This window comes from Cylindrospermum stagnale PCC 7417 (genome assembly GCF_000317535.1).
Classification (GTDB): Bacteria; Cyanobacteriota; Cyanobacteriia; order Cyanobacteriales; family Nostocaceae; genus Cylindrospermum; species Cylindrospermum stagnale.
The window spans coordinates 6572398-6591062 of record NC_019757.1 but is presented as its reverse complement, the minus strand read 5'-3'; the positions used below and the strand labels follow the sequence as shown (position 1 = coordinate 6591062).

Annotated in this window: 17 protein-coding genes; 4 read left to right on the top strand and 13 right to left on the bottom strand. The window is 43.9% G+C overall.

Translation table 11 applies throughout. The annotated features are described in order from the left end of the window. Positions 1-121 precede the first annotated feature (121 nt). The 3 genes from CYLST_RS27925 to CYLST_RS27915 form a co-directional block, all read right to left on the bottom strand. Entirely contained in the window at positions 122-799 is a 678-nt protein-coding gene (locus CYLST_RS27925) for a hypothetical protein (protein ID WP_041233310.1), read from the bottom strand. A gap of 125 nt (positions 800-924) precedes the next feature. Continuing rightward, complete coding sequence (locus tag CYLST_RS27920) at positions 925-1149, bottom strand: hypothetical protein (protein ID WP_041233309.1); 225 nt, start codon at positions 1147-1149, stop codon at positions 925-927. Positions 1150-1177: 28 nt separating this feature from the next. Further along, a complete protein-coding gene (locus CYLST_RS27915) occupies positions 1178-2176 on the bottom strand; it encodes a two-partner secretion domain-containing protein (RefSeq protein ID WP_015211091.1) in 999 nt (332 codons plus the stop codon). 323 nt (positions 2177-2499) lie between these two features. Here CYLST_RS27915 and CYLST_RS27910 point away from each other — a divergent pair, with 323 nt between their 5' ends. Then, complete coding sequence (locus CYLST_RS27910) at positions 2500-3714, top strand: RNA-guided endonuclease InsQ/TnpB family protein (RefSeq protein WP_015207686.1); 1215 nt, start codon at positions 2500-2502, stop codon at positions 3712-3714. A gap of 348 nt (positions 3715-4062) precedes the next feature. Here CYLST_RS27910 and CYLST_RS27905 read toward each other — a convergent pair whose 3' ends face one another. The 4 genes from CYLST_RS27905 to CYLST_RS27895 form a co-directional block, all read right to left on the bottom strand. Further along, positions 4063-4293, bottom strand: a complete 231-nt coding sequence (locus CYLST_RS27905) for a hypothetical protein (RefSeq protein ID WP_041233308.1) — start codon at positions 4291-4293, stop codon at positions 4063-4065. A 2-nt stretch (positions 4294-4295) separates the two neighbouring features. Further along, positions 4296-4988: a POTRA domain-containing protein gene (locus CYLST_RS27900; protein WP_245587542.1), complete on the bottom strand. Its 693-nt coding sequence runs from the start codon at positions 4986-4988 to the stop codon at positions 4296-4298. A gap of 44 nt (positions 4989-5032) precedes the next feature. After that, complete coding sequence (locus CYLST_RS35320) at positions 5033-5296, bottom strand: hypothetical protein (protein ID WP_172642143.1); 264 nt, start codon at positions 5294-5296, stop codon at positions 5033-5035. A 482-nt stretch (positions 5297-5778) separates the two neighbouring features. Continuing rightward, the gene (locus CYLST_RS27895) at positions 5779-6999 is read right to left on the bottom strand and encodes an FAD-dependent oxidoreductase (protein WP_015211089.1); all 1221 of its coding nucleotides are present in this window, start codon (positions 6997-6999) and stop codon (positions 5779-5781) included. A gap of 509 nt (positions 7000-7508) precedes the next feature. Between CYLST_RS27895 and CYLST_RS27890 the strand changes: the two genes are divergently transcribed. The 3 genes from CYLST_RS27890 (at position 7509) to CYLST_RS27880 (ending at position 11250) form a co-directional block, all read left to right on the top strand. Beyond that, positions 7509-8348, top strand: coding sequence for a pentapeptide repeat-containing protein (locus CYLST_RS27890; RefSeq protein ID WP_015211088.1), 840 nt, complete (start codon positions 7509-7511; stop codon positions 8346-8348). A gap of 181 nt (positions 8349-8529) precedes the next feature. Further along, positions 8530-10005: a pentapeptide repeat-containing protein gene (locus CYLST_RS27885; RefSeq protein ID WP_041233967.1), complete on the top strand. Its 1476-nt coding sequence runs from the start codon at positions 8530-8532 to the stop codon at positions 10003-10005. A gap of 111 nt (positions 10006-10116) precedes the next feature. Next, positions 10117-11250 (top strand): pentapeptide repeat-containing protein, encoded by a 1134-nt coding sequence (locus CYLST_RS27880; protein ID WP_015211086.1) that lies wholly within the window; start codon positions 10117-10119, stop codon positions 11248-11250. Between the two features lie 483 nt (positions 11251-11733). Here CYLST_RS27880 and CYLST_RS27875 read toward each other — a convergent pair whose 3' ends face one another. From CYLST_RS27875 to grpE, 6 genes are all read right to left on the bottom strand, one after another. Next, positions 11734-12000 carry a hypothetical protein gene (locus CYLST_RS27875; protein WP_015211085.1) on the bottom strand — a complete coding sequence of 89 codons (267 nt, stop codon included), beginning with the start codon at positions 11998-12000 and terminating at the stop codon, positions 11734-11736. 259 nt (positions 12001-12259) lie between these two features. After that, positions 12260-13336 (bottom strand): small ribosomal subunit biogenesis GTPase RsgA, encoded by a 1077-nt coding sequence (rsgA, locus tag CYLST_RS27870; protein WP_015211084.1) that lies wholly within the window; start codon positions 13334-13336, stop codon positions 12260-12262. Next, positions 13333-13590, bottom strand: a complete 258-nt coding sequence (locus CYLST_RS27865; protein ID WP_015211083.1) for a sulfurtransferase TusA family protein — start codon at positions 13588-13590, stop codon at positions 13333-13335. The genes rsgA and CYLST_RS27865 overlap by 4 nt, the downstream gene beginning before the upstream one ends. After that, positions 13590-14726: a molecular chaperone DnaJ gene (dnaJ, locus tag CYLST_RS27860; RefSeq protein WP_015211082.1), complete on the bottom strand. Its 1137-nt coding sequence runs from the start codon at positions 14724-14726 to the stop codon at positions 13590-13592. The genes CYLST_RS27865 and dnaJ overlap by 1 nt, the downstream gene beginning before the upstream one ends. Before the next feature lie 533 nt (positions 14727-15259). Then, positions 15260-17236, bottom strand: a complete 1977-nt coding sequence (gene dnaK, locus CYLST_RS27855; protein ID WP_015211081.1) for a molecular chaperone DnaK — start codon at positions 17234-17236, stop codon at positions 15260-15262. A gap of 392 nt (positions 17237-17628) precedes the next feature. Beyond that, positions 17629-18375, bottom strand: a complete 747-nt coding sequence (gene grpE / locus CYLST_RS27850; protein WP_015211080.1) for a nucleotide exchange factor GrpE — start codon at positions 18373-18375, stop codon at positions 17629-17631. Positions 18376-18665: the final 290 nt, after the last annotated feature.

Below are 18665 nucleotides of genomic sequence, written 5' to 3'. Positions count from 1 at the left end.
ATTAAGCTGGGACTGAATTTTAGGCAGTAGGGTGGGGATATTAGACCATTGTTGAGTCTGGATGAAGAGACTGAGTAAATTCAGTTGTGCCTTGGTGCTGGTGTTGGCTTCGGTGGATAATTCAGCTTGGTGATAGCAGCTTAAGTTCTAAAGCTTCTAGTAATGTCTCACAAGCTCTTGGGTAAAGCCCTAATTCTTCCATTGCCTGGGCTTGGTTAATCTGACTCTGGATGATTCCCTGTTTATTGCCGATATTTTTATATATATCAGATGCCTGTTGCCAAGTTTTTAGGGCTGTTTGCGATCGCCCCATCGCTAGTTGTAGCTGTCCTTGAATGTCGAATGTTTGCGCCTGGATGCGGCGTTGTGCTGGTGTTTTTTCCTGGGTTTCTAGGAGTTTGAGGCTAGTAGCGATCGCCAATTTTGCTTCATCCCACTTGCCTAGTCGCTGCTGGGTGAGGGAAAGATGACTCAAAGCCATTGCCTGATTGAGCTTATTCCCTTGAGCAGCAAAAGCTTCAGCCGTTTGTTGCCAAACTAAAGCGGCTTCTTGAAACTGTCCAGCGGCGTAAAGTTTTTTACCTTGTTCTACCAGCTGTAAGGGATTTTGTTGAGTTTGAATGATGGGGGTTGATGCCCAGACTTGTTGAGCAACCAGGGGAATGCTTAAGGAGAGGACAAATAAAAGTATTAATAGAAAGAGCGATCGCCATTTGCCTAATTTAGGCGATCGCTTGGTGTATAGTTTTTTAACTAAATTCTGCAATCTCTGAACTAAGTTAGACAGTTTGACATACATACTCTGTCTTCCTTGTCAATATTTTCTATAAGAATACTTATATTATCTTGATACCTCTTCAAACCTCTTCCTCCAACAGAGATGCTTAAAAAGCTGATTTTTCTGTCACTCTCCCCTGCTCCCCTTCAAGGTACTGGACAGGCCTCTGAATTGAGGGGACGTTGCGAACCTGTGCCTGTGGGGTTGTAAGCTGTGAGCATCACTTCACCATTTTTGTCAAATATCCATCCTTGGGCAGGCACAATTGGTTTAGAAACTGAAGATTTAGTTTTCTCCTCTGCCCCCCGGCCCCTCTGCTCCCCTGCTCCCCTACTTTCCCCAGGTGCAGGCTCGACTAAATCAACTCGCACAGCATCACCGCTAGTAGCTTCATTTGGGCTAGGTGGTAAGCCACCGCGTCCAGATCAAACTCTTAGCTGCGGAAAAACTATCAGTTGCTTTGACTACTATACTGCCAGCATTTCCTTGACCAGCATTAATAGCCTTGAGAACAGCACCATCAGTGAAAGAAACTGAATCTGCGGAAAGATGAATCGGACTACCATCACCTACTGCCCCAAATTCTACATCGCTGAATATGCCAGTATCTATGCCAGTAAACGAGATGGATTTTACCGCCTTCACAGAGACAATTCCAGGTTTTCCTCGACCGCCAGACCATATCCCAGCTTGCAATTGGGCATTATCGGTTAAAGAAACTGTTCCCGCTTCAATCACAATACTACCAACCTTGCCTTCTGCTGGTCGTCTCTGAGAGTTTCCTATATTGCTCAATATCAAACTATTAGTAGCTGCTGTTACACTGTCAGAAGCTTTAATCACTATATTGCCAGCATTTCCCTTTCCATAAGTATTGGTGGATAGTTGAGCGCCATTGGTTAAAAAGATAGAGCCAGCTTGAATGTTAATATCACCACCCTGGCCGATCGCATCAGGATTGACATTATTTTCAACTTGGCTACCCTGTATAGTTAATATTCCCAGAGCATTGAGCGTAACGTCACCTGCTTTGCTCTCAACAGATCCGAAATTTGATGTTCGTTTACCACAAGTTTTGGTTGCTCCAATTCCCGCACAGACAGCACTCTTTCCTAAGATATCTAGATTTTGAGCATTTTCTATTCCCGCCGGATTGGAAAATAATGCTGCTCGTCCTTCACGTACATTGAATTCCTGAAAACTATGAAATAGGTTCGCCCCCCGACGCGCACCGCCATTAATTCGGTCAATGTTGGTATTTGAGTTGACTACTGACTTTTCAGCACCGAGACTATTATCAGGAGTTATCTGCCCTTCGGCGGTGTCTATAGATGCAAGACACCCCAGTGTGACTATGGGTAAGGTGATAAAAAAGAGCGATCGCCTCAATCCTTGCATACTCTCCAACCTCTAGAATATTAGTTAGAAGGGCGATGGTAAATTTCAACTATTTCACAGAAGGTTGATTAATACTGAGATTGAAAGTTGAGTTATCTGGCAAAAACCTATAGCCAAGTTAGATATTTACTGCCAAAGAGAATTTTTTCTCCCCCAACTCAAATCAAAAGATTGAGAACTTACAAATTAGCCGGTAAGCGTAAAGCTCAGTGGCTTCAGCCCTGAGATATAAGCGACTCGTGCGGTTTTAACCGCATTCAATCTGTCTGAAATGCCAAATTTTTATACCAACTATGGTAGTATAAGATTAGGAGGTATAACTAATGCTTGTTTTTGAGTTCAAAGCTTATGGGAAATCAGCGCAACTAGTCGCAATAGATGATGCAATTCGGACTGCTAAGTTCATTCGCAATAGCTGTATTCGGCTATGGATGGATGTTAAAGATACGGGTAAAAATGATTTGCAGAAATATTGTGCTGTACTTGCGTCTAACTTTCCTTTTGCAAACGAACTTAATTCAATGGCTAGACAAGCTTCTGCTGAACGAGCATGGTCTTCTATCTCTAGGTTTTATGACAACTGCAAGAAGGGTATTCCGGGTTTAAAGGGGTATCCTCAATTCCAAAAAGATTGTCGCTCGGTCGAGTACAAGACTTCAGGATGGAAGCTTGCAGATGACCGAAAGTCTATAACTTTTACTGACAAAAAAGGCATTGGACGACTTAAATTAAAAGGCACTCGTGATTTGCACTTTTACCAAATGAATCAAATTAAGCGGGTTCGGTTGGTTAAGCGTGCTGATGGGGTGTATGTCCAATTTTGTGTTGATGTTAATCGGTCTGAAAATATTAAACCAACTGGCAAGACTGTCGGGTTAGATGTTGGGCTAAAGGAATACTACACTGACTCTGACGGCTTGATGGTTGAGAACCCTAAGTTTTTGCGTAGTGGAGAAAAGGTTCTTAAGCGTTCACAACGTCGAGTTTCGAGAAGGGTAAAAGGTTCAAAAAATCGGGGTAAGGCACGGCTTTATTTAGGTAAACGCCACCTCAAAATAAGTAGGCAACGTAAAGATCATGCTGTGAAATTAGCACGGTGCGTAGTTCAGTCTAACGACTTGATAGCCTATGAAGATTTGAGGATGAAAAATCTGGTGAAAAATCACTGTTTAGCCAAGTCTATTAACGATGCATCTTGGTATCAGTTTCGTGTCTGGATTGAATATTTTGGACTCGTATTTAAACGTGTCACGGTTGCGGTTAATCCGCAATACACAACCCAAGAATGCTCTAGCTGTGGTGAAGTTGTTAAAAAAACTCTATCTACCAGAACACACTCTTGTAAGTGTGGTTGCGTGATGGATAGGGACGAAAACGCAGCTAGAAATATCCTTAGTCGGGGATTGGGTACGGTAGGGCATATCGGAACCTTTGCACTTGATGCAAGCAACGCTTTAGGAGATGAGTCCTCTACTCATGCTGGAGTAATCCTGCATGAGCAAGTCATGTCTTTGATTAAAGAATCTCAGTGTCTTTAGACCTGAGAGTGTCAAGCATCGTACATATGTAGAGTAATTAATGTGCATATCTCCTCCATCATTCTTTAGTCTCATCTTGCTTTAAATCTTTTTTTTCTGTTAGGACTTACGCAAAATATCTCTCAAACTCTCATTTCTCTGTGTCCTCTGCGCCCTTCGGGTTCACCAGTCGCTCATGGGGAGCCACTGCGTTGGGCGGCTCCGCCGACTTGAAGCATGTGGCGTGGAAACCCCCAAGACCGCGCTGGCTCACCTCTGTGGTAGCCTGCGGCACGCCCTCCGGTCTACGTTTTTTCATGATAAAAGCGTAAGTCCTGTCTGTACTTTGGTAATAAAGAAAAAACTTGATTAAAACGACTTAACATTAACAGAAAATGACAGTCCATTTTCTTGCAATGAATTGTTACCGCCATCAACACCAATCAATGGTACTCCCCAATCAACGCGCATATTTAACCAGTCTGACATTTGCCACTGCAAGCCTAAACCCGTTGACAGCAAAGTATTAGAATTTAGTTTAGAGTTTGCGGAACTGTTCCAGCCAACACCAAAATCAACAAAGGGAGTCAGATTTGACACTCTCAGGGAAGACAGCCACTGAGCTTTACGCTTACCGGATATTCCTGTAATAGTTGTATGGCTTGCAGCAAGCGATCGCGATTTAAAGGTCTGCGGGTGGCGATCGCTAATCGACTTTTGATATATTCTGGACTCAAGCGACTTGTGCCTGTCACCTGAATATCTTCTAAGCCGCCTTCCACAATTTGAACTTTGACAACAGCCTGAACTTTAGGAAAACTTTGCTGGGCTGGAATCACTGCACCAGAATTAATATAACCAGCGTCGGTATACAATCGGCTGATAATTGCCTCTACTTGCAGTAGTTCTGTAAAGGTAATCGACTTGCCGATAAATTCCTGAGTTGCTTTCGCCAATTCGTCATTACTAAAGGCAGTATTGCCGATAAATTCAAACTGATTAATGATGATTGTCTGGGGAATTTCGGGGGTTTGTGGCGCTGTAGGCGGACTGGGGGGCGGCGTTTGCAGTAAATCTTCGTCAGATGGTGGCGTGGTTGGTTTTATCGGCGGTTCGGGAACTGTCGGCCTAACTGGGGAGGGAATTTGAGTTAATACAGAGTTGGGTTCTTCCTCTACTTGCCAGTTCGCTGTGGAACTAGCAACAGATTTAGTAGCACTACTAGCGATCGCTATGGTAACTGTACCAAGTACCCATATATTTTGCCAAAGGTTAAGACGAAGATGGGCAAACAAACCTTTGAACAGTTTTCTTGAAGCTTTAGAAGCCTTCCAAACAGCTATGTATGCGTCGATTTTTTGACTTGCTGATCCCCCGGCCAGTTGATGCCAAAAAATAAAACTATAGGCACAGAACACCAAAATAAAATGCCTGAGTAGACTCTTTTTATCTCTGAAATGTCTAAACTCTCTTTTTTGGGCTTTATGAGTAAACACATCATCAAACCTTTTACACCATTTTTTCTCATTTTGGAGGCATGGCGGCGGGAGTTGTCTCTTTCATGAGAGGTCACTTTCACGTGAAAGCTATGCTGAGAAAGCATTATACTTTTTTCCTTTTCTATTTTGTCTAAGTCCCATTAGTTATTTCATCTATCTATTAGTGGATGAAAATTTCCTAAACTAGATATGGTTTCGTACTGCCTACAGTTAATTAATGGAACGCGGAAGTCCCCACCTTCAATGTACTCATAAGGTGGGGATTGTGAGCTCTTGATGAGGATTGCATCTGGAATTGATTTTTTGCACAGCAAAAACAAATATCAGATGGATGACGAATCCCCAGGTTTTCTGGTAAGATATTCATGTCTTGACCACCAATGCCGTAAGCGAAAACCAAGCTGATAGGTAAGTGTCGCAAGTAAAAGGTTTGGGTCTTGGGAACCAGGACTTCTGCCCTTGGAGGGAATGTTAGACCAATAGAACTACGGAGTCCTTGAGGCTATTCCCGATGAATTGGGAAGCTCTGTCCGTCTTACGGCAGAGTAGTTCACCCCTCGTCTTTAAGGAGAGGGGACTAATAGTGTCACAAGATTTTCTGGAAGCGTTCCATGAAGGAGCGGTCGATCCAATCTTTCCAGTGCCACAATAGTTTGTGGGGTGGTATTGTCAAAGCACCTCTGGTGGCGATAGCGAAGCGCTGCTGCGAAGCGCAGATCGCTTTTTTATCTCCTGTACCGATTAAACTCAGGTATTCTTTCTGCGGTTTATAGGGTTTTAGCGACTTACCCAATAAATACCGCTGCAAGTTCTCAAACAATGGCTTACCTTGCCTGACAGCAAACACTCCAGCTTTTGGCAGGGGATGATTAACCATTGTCGCAATGTCGCCGGCAGCAAAGATATTGGGGTGAGTTAGCGATCGCAATCTGTCATCTACCAAAATAAAGCCTTGGGCATCAGTTCCTAGTCCCGCTGCTTTTAACCACTCCGGTGCTGAAGCTTGCGTTACCCAAAAAATTTGATGACAATCTACCGTCAACCCAGATTCACATTTAAGCGCAAATAATTCTCTAGGGCCTCTGGCTATCTTTGGTGCAATTTGACAAACAGCTTCCCCCAAATGCAGCTTGATGCCTTTGCGAGTTAAAACTTGCTGCATTAGACGCCGTACCGATTGATCATAACTAGGCATCAACTCCCCAGTCCGCTGGCATAAATGAATTTCTAGATTTGTGCTTGGTTGTTGATGTTGATGTAAAATTTGCTGCAATTTAGCCATCATTGCTAAAGACAACTCTACACCGCCAGCACCTCCACCCACAATTGCAATGCTAATTGATTCTTGGGGATTTTTCGTCACATCCTCTACTAATTGATACCAGTGTTGTAGTAGTTGTGAAATTGGTTTAGCAGCGATCGCATATTCTGCTGCACCTGATACAGAAATTTTGGCGGGTATGCTGCCAATATCAATGGACAGAAGATCAAAATCTACCGCCAGTCCGTTAGCACAAAGCACTTGATTATTTTCCAAGTCAAGACCAACCACTTGGTCAATATGTAACTGTGCTTGAGCAAATTTAGCTAAGTTTTGCAAGTCAATATGGCATTCATCGTAGCTATAAAATCCGGCAATGTGTCCTGGTAGCATCCCAGAGTAGGGTGTATGTGCATCTGCGGTAATTAACGTCAAACGTACTCCAGATAATGCTTTTGCACCAAACATTTTCAGGACAATGGCATGGCTGTGACCGCCACCAATCAGTACCAGGTTTTGGATTTTTGGGTGTAAATTCTGCTGCATTTTAAGACTAAAGCAAATAGTTTTACTGAGTCAGCTACCAGGACAAATCACAATCTATTTCAATTGGCGATATTCAATCTTCTGGTGATCATCCCCACCCCCCTTTTTTCAAAAACCTAGTTTCTCTCTTTACCCTTTTAAACAGGGGTCAAAAGATGTAGGGGAACTTATCTGAACTGTATTGAGACGACTATATCGGTCTAAAAGTTAGCTAATCTCATAATATTCAAAGATACATTAAAAAATATTATGTCTAACTTCAGATAGTCCAATAACTTATTTTATTTAAAATACTTGTCTAGAGCCTGATTAGAAGGCAAGCAGACTAGGTAATTGGTGGATATATTTAATTATCAGAGATAAAAAAAATTAATCATGATCGGTACCAATTACCTCTGAATAATAAAGAGCGATGAATACAACTAAGGAATGATGCTCATAAGGAGAATACATGCTTATTTATATTTATCTAGTCAATAGTTATATTGTATATTTTTTGAACGGCAACAATGGTTGTATTTACTCAGATTTTCGGTTTATTAATGTATGAATTAGTATTAACCTCTACCGAATTGATCAAAACTACTGTACTACTTTTGTGTATGATTACAGTTATATTTAATGCCTATTATGTCACCAAAAGTAGTATATCAAAGCGGAAGATTATGGTATTAAAAATTATCCGTAAGATACTAACTTTTCCAGATAAATTAACATCCACTCCACAAAATAAGTTAGCCAAACAGCGCTTAAAAATAGCCATTGCCCTGCTGGAAAATAACAGCATAGAAACCATTTTGATGGCAATTAACGATCTAGAACAAATTGCCGTTGATCATCCAGAATACCACTGGGTAATCATGGAGGTTCTGACTAGCTTTGTGCGAAATAATGCCTTATTACCATCCCAAGAACAAGTATCAAGTGAGCCATCGGCAAAAAACCGTGCTGAGATTCAAGCAGCCGTTACTGTAATTGCTAGGAGAGACACAAATAAAGATCCGAAAAATGAGCAAATTGATTTAAGTCACACAAATATGCAGGGTCTAAATCTGAACGGGGCTAACCTCAAGCAGATAAATCTTTATCAAGCTAATCTCTCAGGGGCAAATCTTGCTGGTGCCAATTTAGAAGGGGCAATTCTCAGTGCAGCTAATCTCTCTGGTGCTAACCTCAATTTAGTTAACTTCTCTGGGGCAATTCTCAGTGCAGCCAATCTCTCTGGTGCTAATCTCTCTGGTGCTAACTTGCATCGGGCAAATTTATATTTAGCTAGGCTGCATGGGGCCATCCTCAATGACAGCATACTCAATGAAGCAAACCTCAGAGAAGCCAAATTTTCTAGCTAAGATACAACAGATGACTAGCTGGGCGATGTTCGCCTAGCTGCATAACAAATAATACATAACCCATAGTAAATTCCTTAATTAATTAGTTCTGGCGGCACATATCCAAATCAAAAGCTAAATGCTATACTGAACTTCCCAATCATCTAAGTAATAATTCATGATTGTGAAGAATATCTCTGCTATGTCTCTTGGTAAGACATACGCACCCTTGAGTTGGTTGATAACTATAACAGTTATACTTTCTATCGCTTTGACTTTAATCGTTTTCTCGGTGTCCAATATTGAGAAGTTGCCAATTCAGCAACAACTACAATATCGGAATCAAGCATTAACCACTACTGCGATAATTTTTCTAGGTTTAGGAGTGATGGCTAATGCTTACTACGCAGCGAAGCGAGTCCAAGCTATGCAGAAAAATGCGATCGCTTCTGAGAGAAACCTGGAAATTGGCTTGCAAAATACCAAACTCTCTCAAGACAGACTAATTGCTGAACGCTTTATTGGTGCAATTGCCCAAATCGGCCATGAAAAAGTTGAAACCCGCACGGGTGCAATTTATGCCTTAGAAAGAGTCGCCCAGGATTTTCCGCAAGAACATTGGACAATTATGGAAATCCTCACGGCTTTTGTCCGAGAAAATGCGCCGGTTAGCAGAGAAGGAAAACCACACCAAAAACAGAAAGATTTAGCGGCGATTGACTTGGACAAACATCGGCAAAGAGTAAGTCGTCAACAGCAGTCGGATTTAAATCTGCAACCAGAATTGCCAAAGCTTCGCACCGATATTCAAATAGCCCTGACTGTTATCGGTCGGCGGAATTTTGAGAAAGACCGGAAAGATCAGAAACTTGATTTACGTAATACCGACATCAGACAGGCAAACCTCCGTGGCGCTAACCTCCAACGGGTAGACCTCCGGGGATCTGATTTGTGTGGGGTCGACTTGCGGGAATCTGACCTGCGGGAAGCTGATCTTGATGGCGCTAAACTCACTGGCTCGATTCTCTTTGAAGCTAACTTATTTAAAGCCAGCTTGCGGGGCGCAAATCTGAGTTGGGCTAACCTGAATCGCGCTAACCTGTGCGGTGCCAATCTGCGTGCTGCCAATTTCTTTGGCGCAAGTTTGCGTTCAGCCAGCTTACAAGGTGCAAACCTCTATAAAGCTAACTTGCAACAAGCCACCCTCAAAGCTGCTAGCCTGGCTGGGGCGAAGCTGTTTTTGGCTAACTTGCAAGGTGCAAAACTAGGTAAAGCTAACTTGCATTTAGCGGGTTTGATTGGTGCTAACTTGCAAGGGGCAAACTTGAATGGTGCTAACTTGCAAGGAGCAAACTTAAATGCTGCCAAACTACAGCAAACAGATATCTATTTTGCCGACCTCAGCGAAGCTAGTTTGACGGAAGCTAACCTGCAAGGGGCTAACTTGATGGGGGCTAACCTGCATCGGGCAATTCTCCAAGAAGCTAACCTTGAGGGAGCTAACTTGATGGGAGCTAACCTTTGTGGGGCAATTCTCAGTGATGTCAAACTTACAGGGACTATTCTCACAGGGGTGAAAAACTTAGACTACCAACAAATTAGAATGGCATTTGGCGATCGCACTACTCGCCTCCCTGATTATATCGAAGCCCCCACCCATTGGCGGCAATCAGGGTAATTTACCATAGCTTCGATGGGGTAATTGGGTGCATCTGGCTTTTTTTATTTATATGCTATATTTATTACCTTAATCTCCGTAATATCTTGGGAGATGAGGAATATTAATTTTATGTCTGATAATAAAGATAATTTTGGGATTATATTAACCCTTTTAGCCGTTGTATTTTTTATTGTCTCAGGCTTTGTTATTTGGGTATTTTTATTTTCAGATTTTGCATTTGTGCATTTTTTGGAACCAGAAAAAAGGATAGATTCGGGAATTAAAGCCTTAACAACCATTGGAGCAAGTTTCGGTGGAATTGCGTTATTAACTAATGCTTACTATGCATCAAGAACGGCCAAAGCTGCCAATGATAATGCTAAAGCTGCCAATGAAAATGCTGAAATTGCACGAGACAAGCAAATTACAGAACGCTTTGCCAAAGCAATCGAACTGATTGGTAATGAACGGCTTGAAGTAAAATTAGGCGGAATTTATGCTTTAGAACAAATTGCTAAAGATTCCCCAGAAAAATACCATTGGACAATCATGGAAGTCCTCACAGCTTTTGTGCGAGAAAATGCACCTGTGAAAAAGGTAGCGGAAGAAGATGAGGGTGAAATACCAAAACTTCGCACGGATATTCAAGCAGCCCTTACCGTAATTGGACGACGCAATGCGGAAGAAGATGAGGGTAAAAGACCAAAACTTCGCACGGATATTCAAGCAGCCCTTACCGTAATTGGACGACGCAATTATGAAAAAGAGAAGGAAAATCAGAGGATTGATTTAAGTAATATTGATATTAGGGATGCAAATCTTGATAAAGCCCACCTAGAAAAGGCATCCCTCTATCAAGCTAACCTGCAAGAGGCAGTCCTCTCTGAAGCTAACCTGCAAGAGGCATCCCTCTATCAAGCTAACCTGCAAGAGGCAGTCCTCTCTGAAGCTAACCTGCAAGGGGCAAATCTCTGTCAAGCTAACCTGCAAAGGGCATCCCTCTCTAAAGCTAACCTGCAAAGGGCATTCCTCTATCAAGCTAACCTGCAAAGGGCATTCCTCTATCAAGCTAACCTGCAAGAGGCAGTCCTTTCTGAAGCTAACCTGCAAGGGGCAAATCTCTATCAAGCTAAACTGCAAGGAGCAAAATTTACATCTGCTAAAAATCTAACATCACAGCAGATTGAATCCGCAGAAGGCGATGAAAATACTATTCTGCCTGATGATATTACTAGACCAAAACATTGGACTAAATCTGAGTAATTAGACATTTTTATTAATATCAAATTGTCATCAAACCCATAATTTGCCAGCGATTTAAAACGCCATCTCACCGTTAAAAGGGCGGTTAGAAACCGCGTCTACACAGGCAAAACCCACCTCCGTGGGTTTCAAACCCTCAATTTTCCCTTAGTCCACGGAGGTGGACTTTGTTTGTATAGCCGCGAATTCCATTCGCCCTGGCTTACCAAAAAGGGCGGTTAGAAACCGCGTCTACACAGGCAAAACCCACCTCTGTGGGTTTCAAACCCTCAATTTTCCCTTAGTCCACGCAGGTGGACTTTGTTTGTGTAGCTGCGAATTCTATTCGCCCTGGCTGCCCCTACCGTGTCAGCGATTACGCAAAAACCCTCTCAAACCCTTCTTCCTTCGCGTCCTTCGCGTCCTTTGCGGTAGCCTGCGGCACGCCCTTCGGTCTACGTTCCTCATAATTTCCAAAAATCTCTTTCAAACAGGAAAAACGCATCAAAAAGAAGGACTATGCTCATAATCCCAACACTTGTTATCACGCCAACTTCTACCACTACTCTCACATCTATCTTCATCGCTAATCCAGGGAATAAACGTAGGGTGAATATTGCTTAAACTTGTATTCACACCAGAGATTATTAAAGACGCAAGATAGAAACTAGAAGTTAGGAACATTCCTGAAAAAGTCGTAAACAGAACTATTTTGGCAGCCGAGTTGAGAGCAAACTTACCTTTTTTACCAGGTGGGCGATCATCGCGCATTCATTTTCTCAATGTAATAATAGCGGCAGATAACACCCTGGCAATACTTAAACGCTAGCAATACTATTCGCCGAAATTATTTTCTTCACAGGAAGAAAAATATTTCTGTAACGTAAGAAACACCGTCAAGGTTAAATTAATAAACTACGCGCAGACCCAAAAATCTCGAAAAACCTCACCCTGTCCTGACGGACATCCCTCTCTATGCGTTGGAGAGGGACAGGTTTTGCTACGCAAAACCAGGGTGAGGTTTCTGCCGCTATTCGTCGCTTTCCTTATACATATCTTGCAACGCTTGCAATTGAGTCTTACGGGCAATGCGGCGATATTTTTTACTTTCTAGCTTAGGTTCGTATTGACTCTGTCCCTTACCTTTGCTTTTTAGCTTCATGCTAGATTCGGGATCAGCTTGGTGGTGGAGGTGAGTTTGTTGTGCGATCGCTTCTTCTAAAAATTGCAGATAATGAGGATAACGTTCCCATTCCCCCCGCACCACACAATCAGGCTCATCTCGATGGGAACAATCACTAAACCGACAGCTAGCAACCGCTAACCGCGCTCTGGCTTCTGGGAAATAATATAATAATTCTTCTGGGGTACAATCCAAATCAGGTTGATTAAAGCCCGGTGTATCCGCCAGTAAGCCCCCGTTTGGTAAGTCAAATAATTCGATATGGCGGGTAGTGTGACGCCCACGGGCTAATTTGCCAGATACTTCTCCCACTCGCAGGTTAGTATCGGGAATCAATTGATTAATCAGGCTCGATTTGCCCACACCGGAAGGGCCAGCAACTACAGTAATTTTATTGCTCAGATGCTGGGATACTTGATCAAGATTCAGTTGATTTTGGACGCTGATAAATAACGGTTGGTAACCCCAAGCAGAAAGGCGATCGCTAATTTGCTGCTGCGCCTCTGGGGTAATTAAATCACTTTTATTTAGGCATAAGAGCACATCTACGCCTGTAGTTTCCGCCTTAACGAGGAATCGGCTTAACTGGTAAGGTTCTAAAGGCGGGTCAGCTACTGCAAATACCAGGAGAATTTGATTCACATTCGCGATCGCCGGACGATCTAACTCGCTGTGACGGGGGAGAACATCAGCAACAGCGCCCCGTCCTCCAGCCCAATCTGGTTCTTCGATAATTACGCGATCGCCTACCATCACCTGTTGCCCGATTTTTTTCAGGCGCGTTCTGCGGGTACACAGAAGTATTAGGCGAGAATTATCCTGTATACCCACTTCTACATCCACATGTACTCGATAGAAATTGGCCTGTACAGCCAGCACTGTACCCAGTAACTGTCCAGTAGTAGAAATAGCTTCGCCTTTCATTGGGCAGTCGAGGGACAGCGGACTAACAAGGAAAAATAGCCCGTACAATCTGTAATTTTTTCCACATGATAGCCTGCCATTGTCAGGCTGTCGGGAACCTGCTCAATTGGTTCCCCGGCATCTAGCCAGACTTCCAGCAAAGCGGAAGGTGACATTTTCTCCAGACGAAGTTTTGTCCGTACGAAATTCATCGGGCAAGGAGTGCCGCGTAAATCGAGTTGAGCATCGGGAGTTAAAAGGGGATAGGGCTTCATTACTTAAACAAATTTCCCAAGAATCCTTCTAGACCACCTTTACCAGTGCGGTCTCCCTTAATTTTAGCCAGCTTCTCTAGGAGTTCCCGCTCATCTGGAGTCACCTTAGTAGGAATATCAATCAACACCGTCAGCATATGATCGCCCCGACTGACGGGATTACCCAACCGGGGTACACCACGATTTTCTAGCTTCATCACCGTATTAGGCTGAGTTCCCGCCGGAATTATCAGTTCCACTGGGCCATCAACCGTCTCTACCTCCAAACGGCAGCCTAAAATCGCTTGCAGGTAACTGACTTTGATTTCTGAGATAACGTTAATTCCATCCCGTTGGAATTCTTCATCCTCATTTACTAGCAAGTAGACGTACAAATCTCCAGGTGGTCCACCGCGTTGACCGGCATCCCCTTCTTGGGAAATCCGCAAGCGAGTGCCATTATCCACCCCAGCGGGGATAGTAATTTTCAGTTTCTTCGTGATTTGATTTGCGCCCTTACCGTCACAAGCATCACATTTGTCTTCAACGACCATCCCAGTGCCATTACAGGTGGGACAAGTAGAAACTTGAGTGAAGCTGCCAAAAGGCGTTCTCGTGACACGGCGGACTTGACCTGATCCAGTACAAGTCGCACAAGTCCGGGGGCGCGTTCCTGGTTTAGCACCGGAACCGCTACAAACTTCACAGGTTTCTAGATGGGAAATGCGAATTTCTTTTTCACCACCAAATACCGCTTCCCGAAAATCTAACTTCAGGTCTAGCCGTAGGTCATCGCCCCGCACAGGCCCGCTACGCCGTCTTTGTTGCGTTGGGCCACCCATTCCACCAGCAAAGCCACTGAAAATGCTTTCAAAGATATCGGCAAAACCGCCCATATCGCCCATATCTTGGAAGCCAGCGCCAGCGCCAGCGCCACTGGAAACACCAGCTTCACCAAAACGGTTGTAGCGCTCTCGGATTTCTGGTTCAGAAAGCACTTCATAAGCGCGGTTAATTTCTTTAAAGCGCTCCTCCGCTCCCGGTTCTTTGTTCACATCTGGGTGAAGCTTCCGGGCCAAGCGGCGATAGGCTTGTTTAATTTCTTCTTTGTCGGCGTCACGAGAGACACCCAGAATTTCATAATAGTCGCGGGCCATATAGCAAAGGTAAAAGTTAGAAGGAAGAAAGCAGAAGGACAATTAGCAGAAGGCAAAAGGCAATACTTATTTTTTGTTAATCATTCATTTTACCTTGTTACCTTTTACAAAAATCACCAGCAAGTCCTGAGCAACAAGTCTTTTTCGCTTGGGAGACGACAAAAAATACAGAAGTCATAAACAAAGGAATCAGACTCACCTTGCGGGCAGTCGCTCCGCACCTACGAACTTCTTGCTGGCTGAAGCTGTCTCTTTTACAATTGTGCTACCTAGGTGGGTAAATCTCCCTCTTCAACCAGAGGGGCTATCCGCACTATCAGGTGTGGAAAACTCCCTATATACATTTGATCACATCTGTACTAATAAATCATCTAGCCTACGGCAATTCGCTTCTACAATCTAGCAAACCTTTGGGGGATAAAACCAGGTTTGGCAGGTCGTCGAAATTGTGGGGACTCTTGACTGAGGGGCAAGGAGGACAAGGAGAAATTTTTGAATTCGTCTGTTTCTTGTCTCCTCAGATTACCCATTATCTAATCTATCGCCTCATAATCAGCCTGAGCGGTACTTTCTTCGTCAAAATCAAAGTTGAATTGTGGTATTAGCGTCCCACTCATCGGAGCGTCTGAGTCTGGGGTAAAGGAAATAGAACTATCTGTTGAATCTTTAACCTCATCATTGTCTTCGTCAGTTTGGCCGTTAGCTCGGTTATATACTTCTGCACCAATGGAAAATAGAGTTTGTTGGAATTCTTCAAGGAGTTGCTGCAACTCTGCTATGGACTTGCTCTGATCAATCATTGCGGCTCGGAGTTGTAAAACTTTTTCATTCGCCAAGTCTTTGATTTGCTCGCCAATAAAGTCACTATTATCCTTTAAGGTAGTTTCGTAACTAAACAACAAATTATCTGCTTGATTTTTGAGTTCAACAAGTTCTTTACGTTTTCTGTCTTCTTCGGCAAATAATTCGGCTTCTTGCCGCATCCGTTCAACTTCGCTGTTACTCAAACCACCCGTATTTGTGATCCGGATACTCTGCTCTCTACCTGTGCCTTTATCTTGGGCACTAACCTTGAGGATGCCGTTGACATCTATTTCAAAAGATACTTCAATTTGCGGTACACCACGGGGAGATGGGGGGATTCCGGCTAGGAGAAATTTACCGAGACTTTTGTTATCCCGCGCCATGGCCCGTTCACCTTGGAGGACGTGAATTTCCACAGAGGTTTGCCCATCAACTGCTGTGGAAAAAACCTGCGATTTGCTGGTAGGAATTGTGGTGTTGCGTTCAATGATTTTGGTGAATACTTCTCCTAAAGTTTCAATTCCCAAAGATAGGGGGGTGACATCCAAAAGTAGAAGATTATCGACTTCTCCCCCCAAAACTCCAGCTTGGATAGCGGCTCCTAGCGCTACTGCTTCGTCAGGGTTGATAGAACGATCAGGCGCTTTGCCATTGAAAAACTTGATTAGGGCGTTCTGGACGGCGGGAATGCGAGTAGAACCACCTACTAAAATAATCCGATCGATGTCTTGTGGTTTGAGGTCTGCGTCTTTGAGTGCTTGGCTCATTGGTTCAATGACGCCTTCAATTAAATGCCCTGTGAGTTCTTCAAATTTGGAGCGCCCCATTTCGATCTCCAAATGTTTAGGGCCTGTTTCGTCGGCGGTGATAAACGGCAAGTTAATTGAGGTATTCACCATACTAGAAAGTTCAATTTTTGCCTTTTCCGCAGCTTCTCGCAGGCGTTGTATTGCCATTTTGTCTGGGGAGATGTCTACTTTCTCTATTTCCTTAAAGCGCTGCATCATCCAGCGCACGACACAGTTATCAAAGTCGTCTCCACCCAAGTGGTTGTTACCACAAGTCGCCTTGACTTCAAAAACTCCATCCCCTAGTTGCAGAATGGATACGTCGAAGGTGCCGCCTCCCAAGTCGAATACTAATATCAGCTGCTCTTGGTCTTGCTTTTCCAAACCGAAGGCTAAAGCAGCAGCGGTAGGTTCGTTGATAATCCGCAGAACTTCTAGTCCAGCAATAGTGCCAGCATCTTTAGTTGCTTGTCGTTGGGCATCTGTGAAATATGCAGGTACGGTAATTACTGCTTGAGTGACTGTTTCACCCAAGAAATTTTCCGCATCCTGTTTTAGCTTCTGAAGGATCATGGCGGATAGTTCTTGTGGGGTGTAGTTACGTCCGCGAATTTGGACATCCACAGTCTCGTCTCGACCTTTGACACAGCTATAGGGTACGCGATCGCGTTCTGTTTCGGTATCTTCCCAACGCCGACCGATAAATCGCTTGATACTGTAGATTGTGTTTTCTGCATTAGTTACGGCTTGACGCTTCGCCAACTGACCAACCAAGCGATCGCCACCCTTGCCAAAACCCACAATACTAGGAGTAGTTCGCCCACCTTCGGAATTGGCAATTACAATCGGTTGACCACCTTCCAAAACTGCGACGCAACTGTTAGTAGTGCCTAAGTCGATCCCAATAACTTTTCCCATATCTAAGTATTTCTACTAAGTTGTTAACTGTAAGTAATATTTGTGGACTATCCTTATTTTGCTACCAACGCGAGTTAACGTAAATATCTTTGTCACTCTGATAGCTGGGGTCTTGCAAGAAGTTTCCGCCCAAAGGGTTATTTGATATTTGATTGCTGACCGGTGTCCCGCAGATACCACAGATGCATAATTCAACTCTGACGTTTGGCAACACCAAGTCTGACCAACAAAAAGCGGTTTTCACTCAAAGAGCCGCGCCCCGTGTGAGATAACAATCAAAGGGCGGGCTACAATGCGGCAAACCGGCAGTCAACAGCATCAATTCTGCTGGCGGTGTCAGATGCTCACGCTAGAACCTAGGCACTTTTAGTCAGTGAAGCAACGACTACAGCTTAACTGTTAGCTTGATTCGACTGATTTTCCTGTGCAGGTGGTGCATCTTCCTTGGGAGCAGCCACTTTCACCATTGCATGGCGTAGCACGCGATCGCCCAAGAAGTATCCGCGTACTAACTCTTCTAACACTGTTCCTTCTGGTTGTTCATCCGTAGGTTCCCGCATTACCGCTTCATGGAGGTTGGGATCAAATTCTAGACCTTCAGGGCGCATTGGTGATACACCGAGGCGCTTGAGGCTATCTACTAATTGTTTGTAAACCCCTTGATAACTTTTGTGAATAGTCATCTCGCCTTCGGTTTGCGGTTTGAGATGCGCTCGCGCCCGCTCAAAGTTATCGACTACAGGCAGCAAGTCCGTAATCGTGTTCCGCTTTGAGAGCACCTCTAGGTCATCTTTTTCTTTTTGGGTGCGTTTGCGGTAGTTCTCAAAATCTGCGGCAATCCGCATATATTGAGTACTACGCTCTTCTAGTTGTGTCTTGAGGGACTCAATTTGTTGAGTCAATTCGGCCATTGCTGCCGTATCCACTTCAGTCTTCTGTGCCGCAGCGACGCCATCTTCTAGTGTAAGTGCCGTATCTCCCGGTATATTGGTTTGGGCTGCCACTTGCTCAGTAACCTCGCTGCCAGATTCGTTAGAGTTAATTTGGGCTGGGGAGTCGCTCATCATTACTTGCTTTACCTCTGTTGGTTCACCCAATTGCTGGCTTGTATTGTTTACCTGTTTATTTTCGTCCATCATTGTCTACTTATTCCAGATGCTGTTGATGGCATTGCGTAGCCACATCTTGTTACCGTTACCATTGATGGTTGGCAGATGAGGCTGATCTTATTGCCAACATTTTTCTGGAAGTGATGGCACTATCATCTTATTGTGACAAATGGTGAACCCATTAGCGTAGACGCCCCAAGGGCGGTAACCCGAACGGGTAGGGTAGGGCCAATAGTACGTCTTGAGGACGAGGGGGCGCTCAATTCCCGTCGCCCCCATCATAAGTCAGTTTTTTAACTAATTACTACTTAAAATCTCAT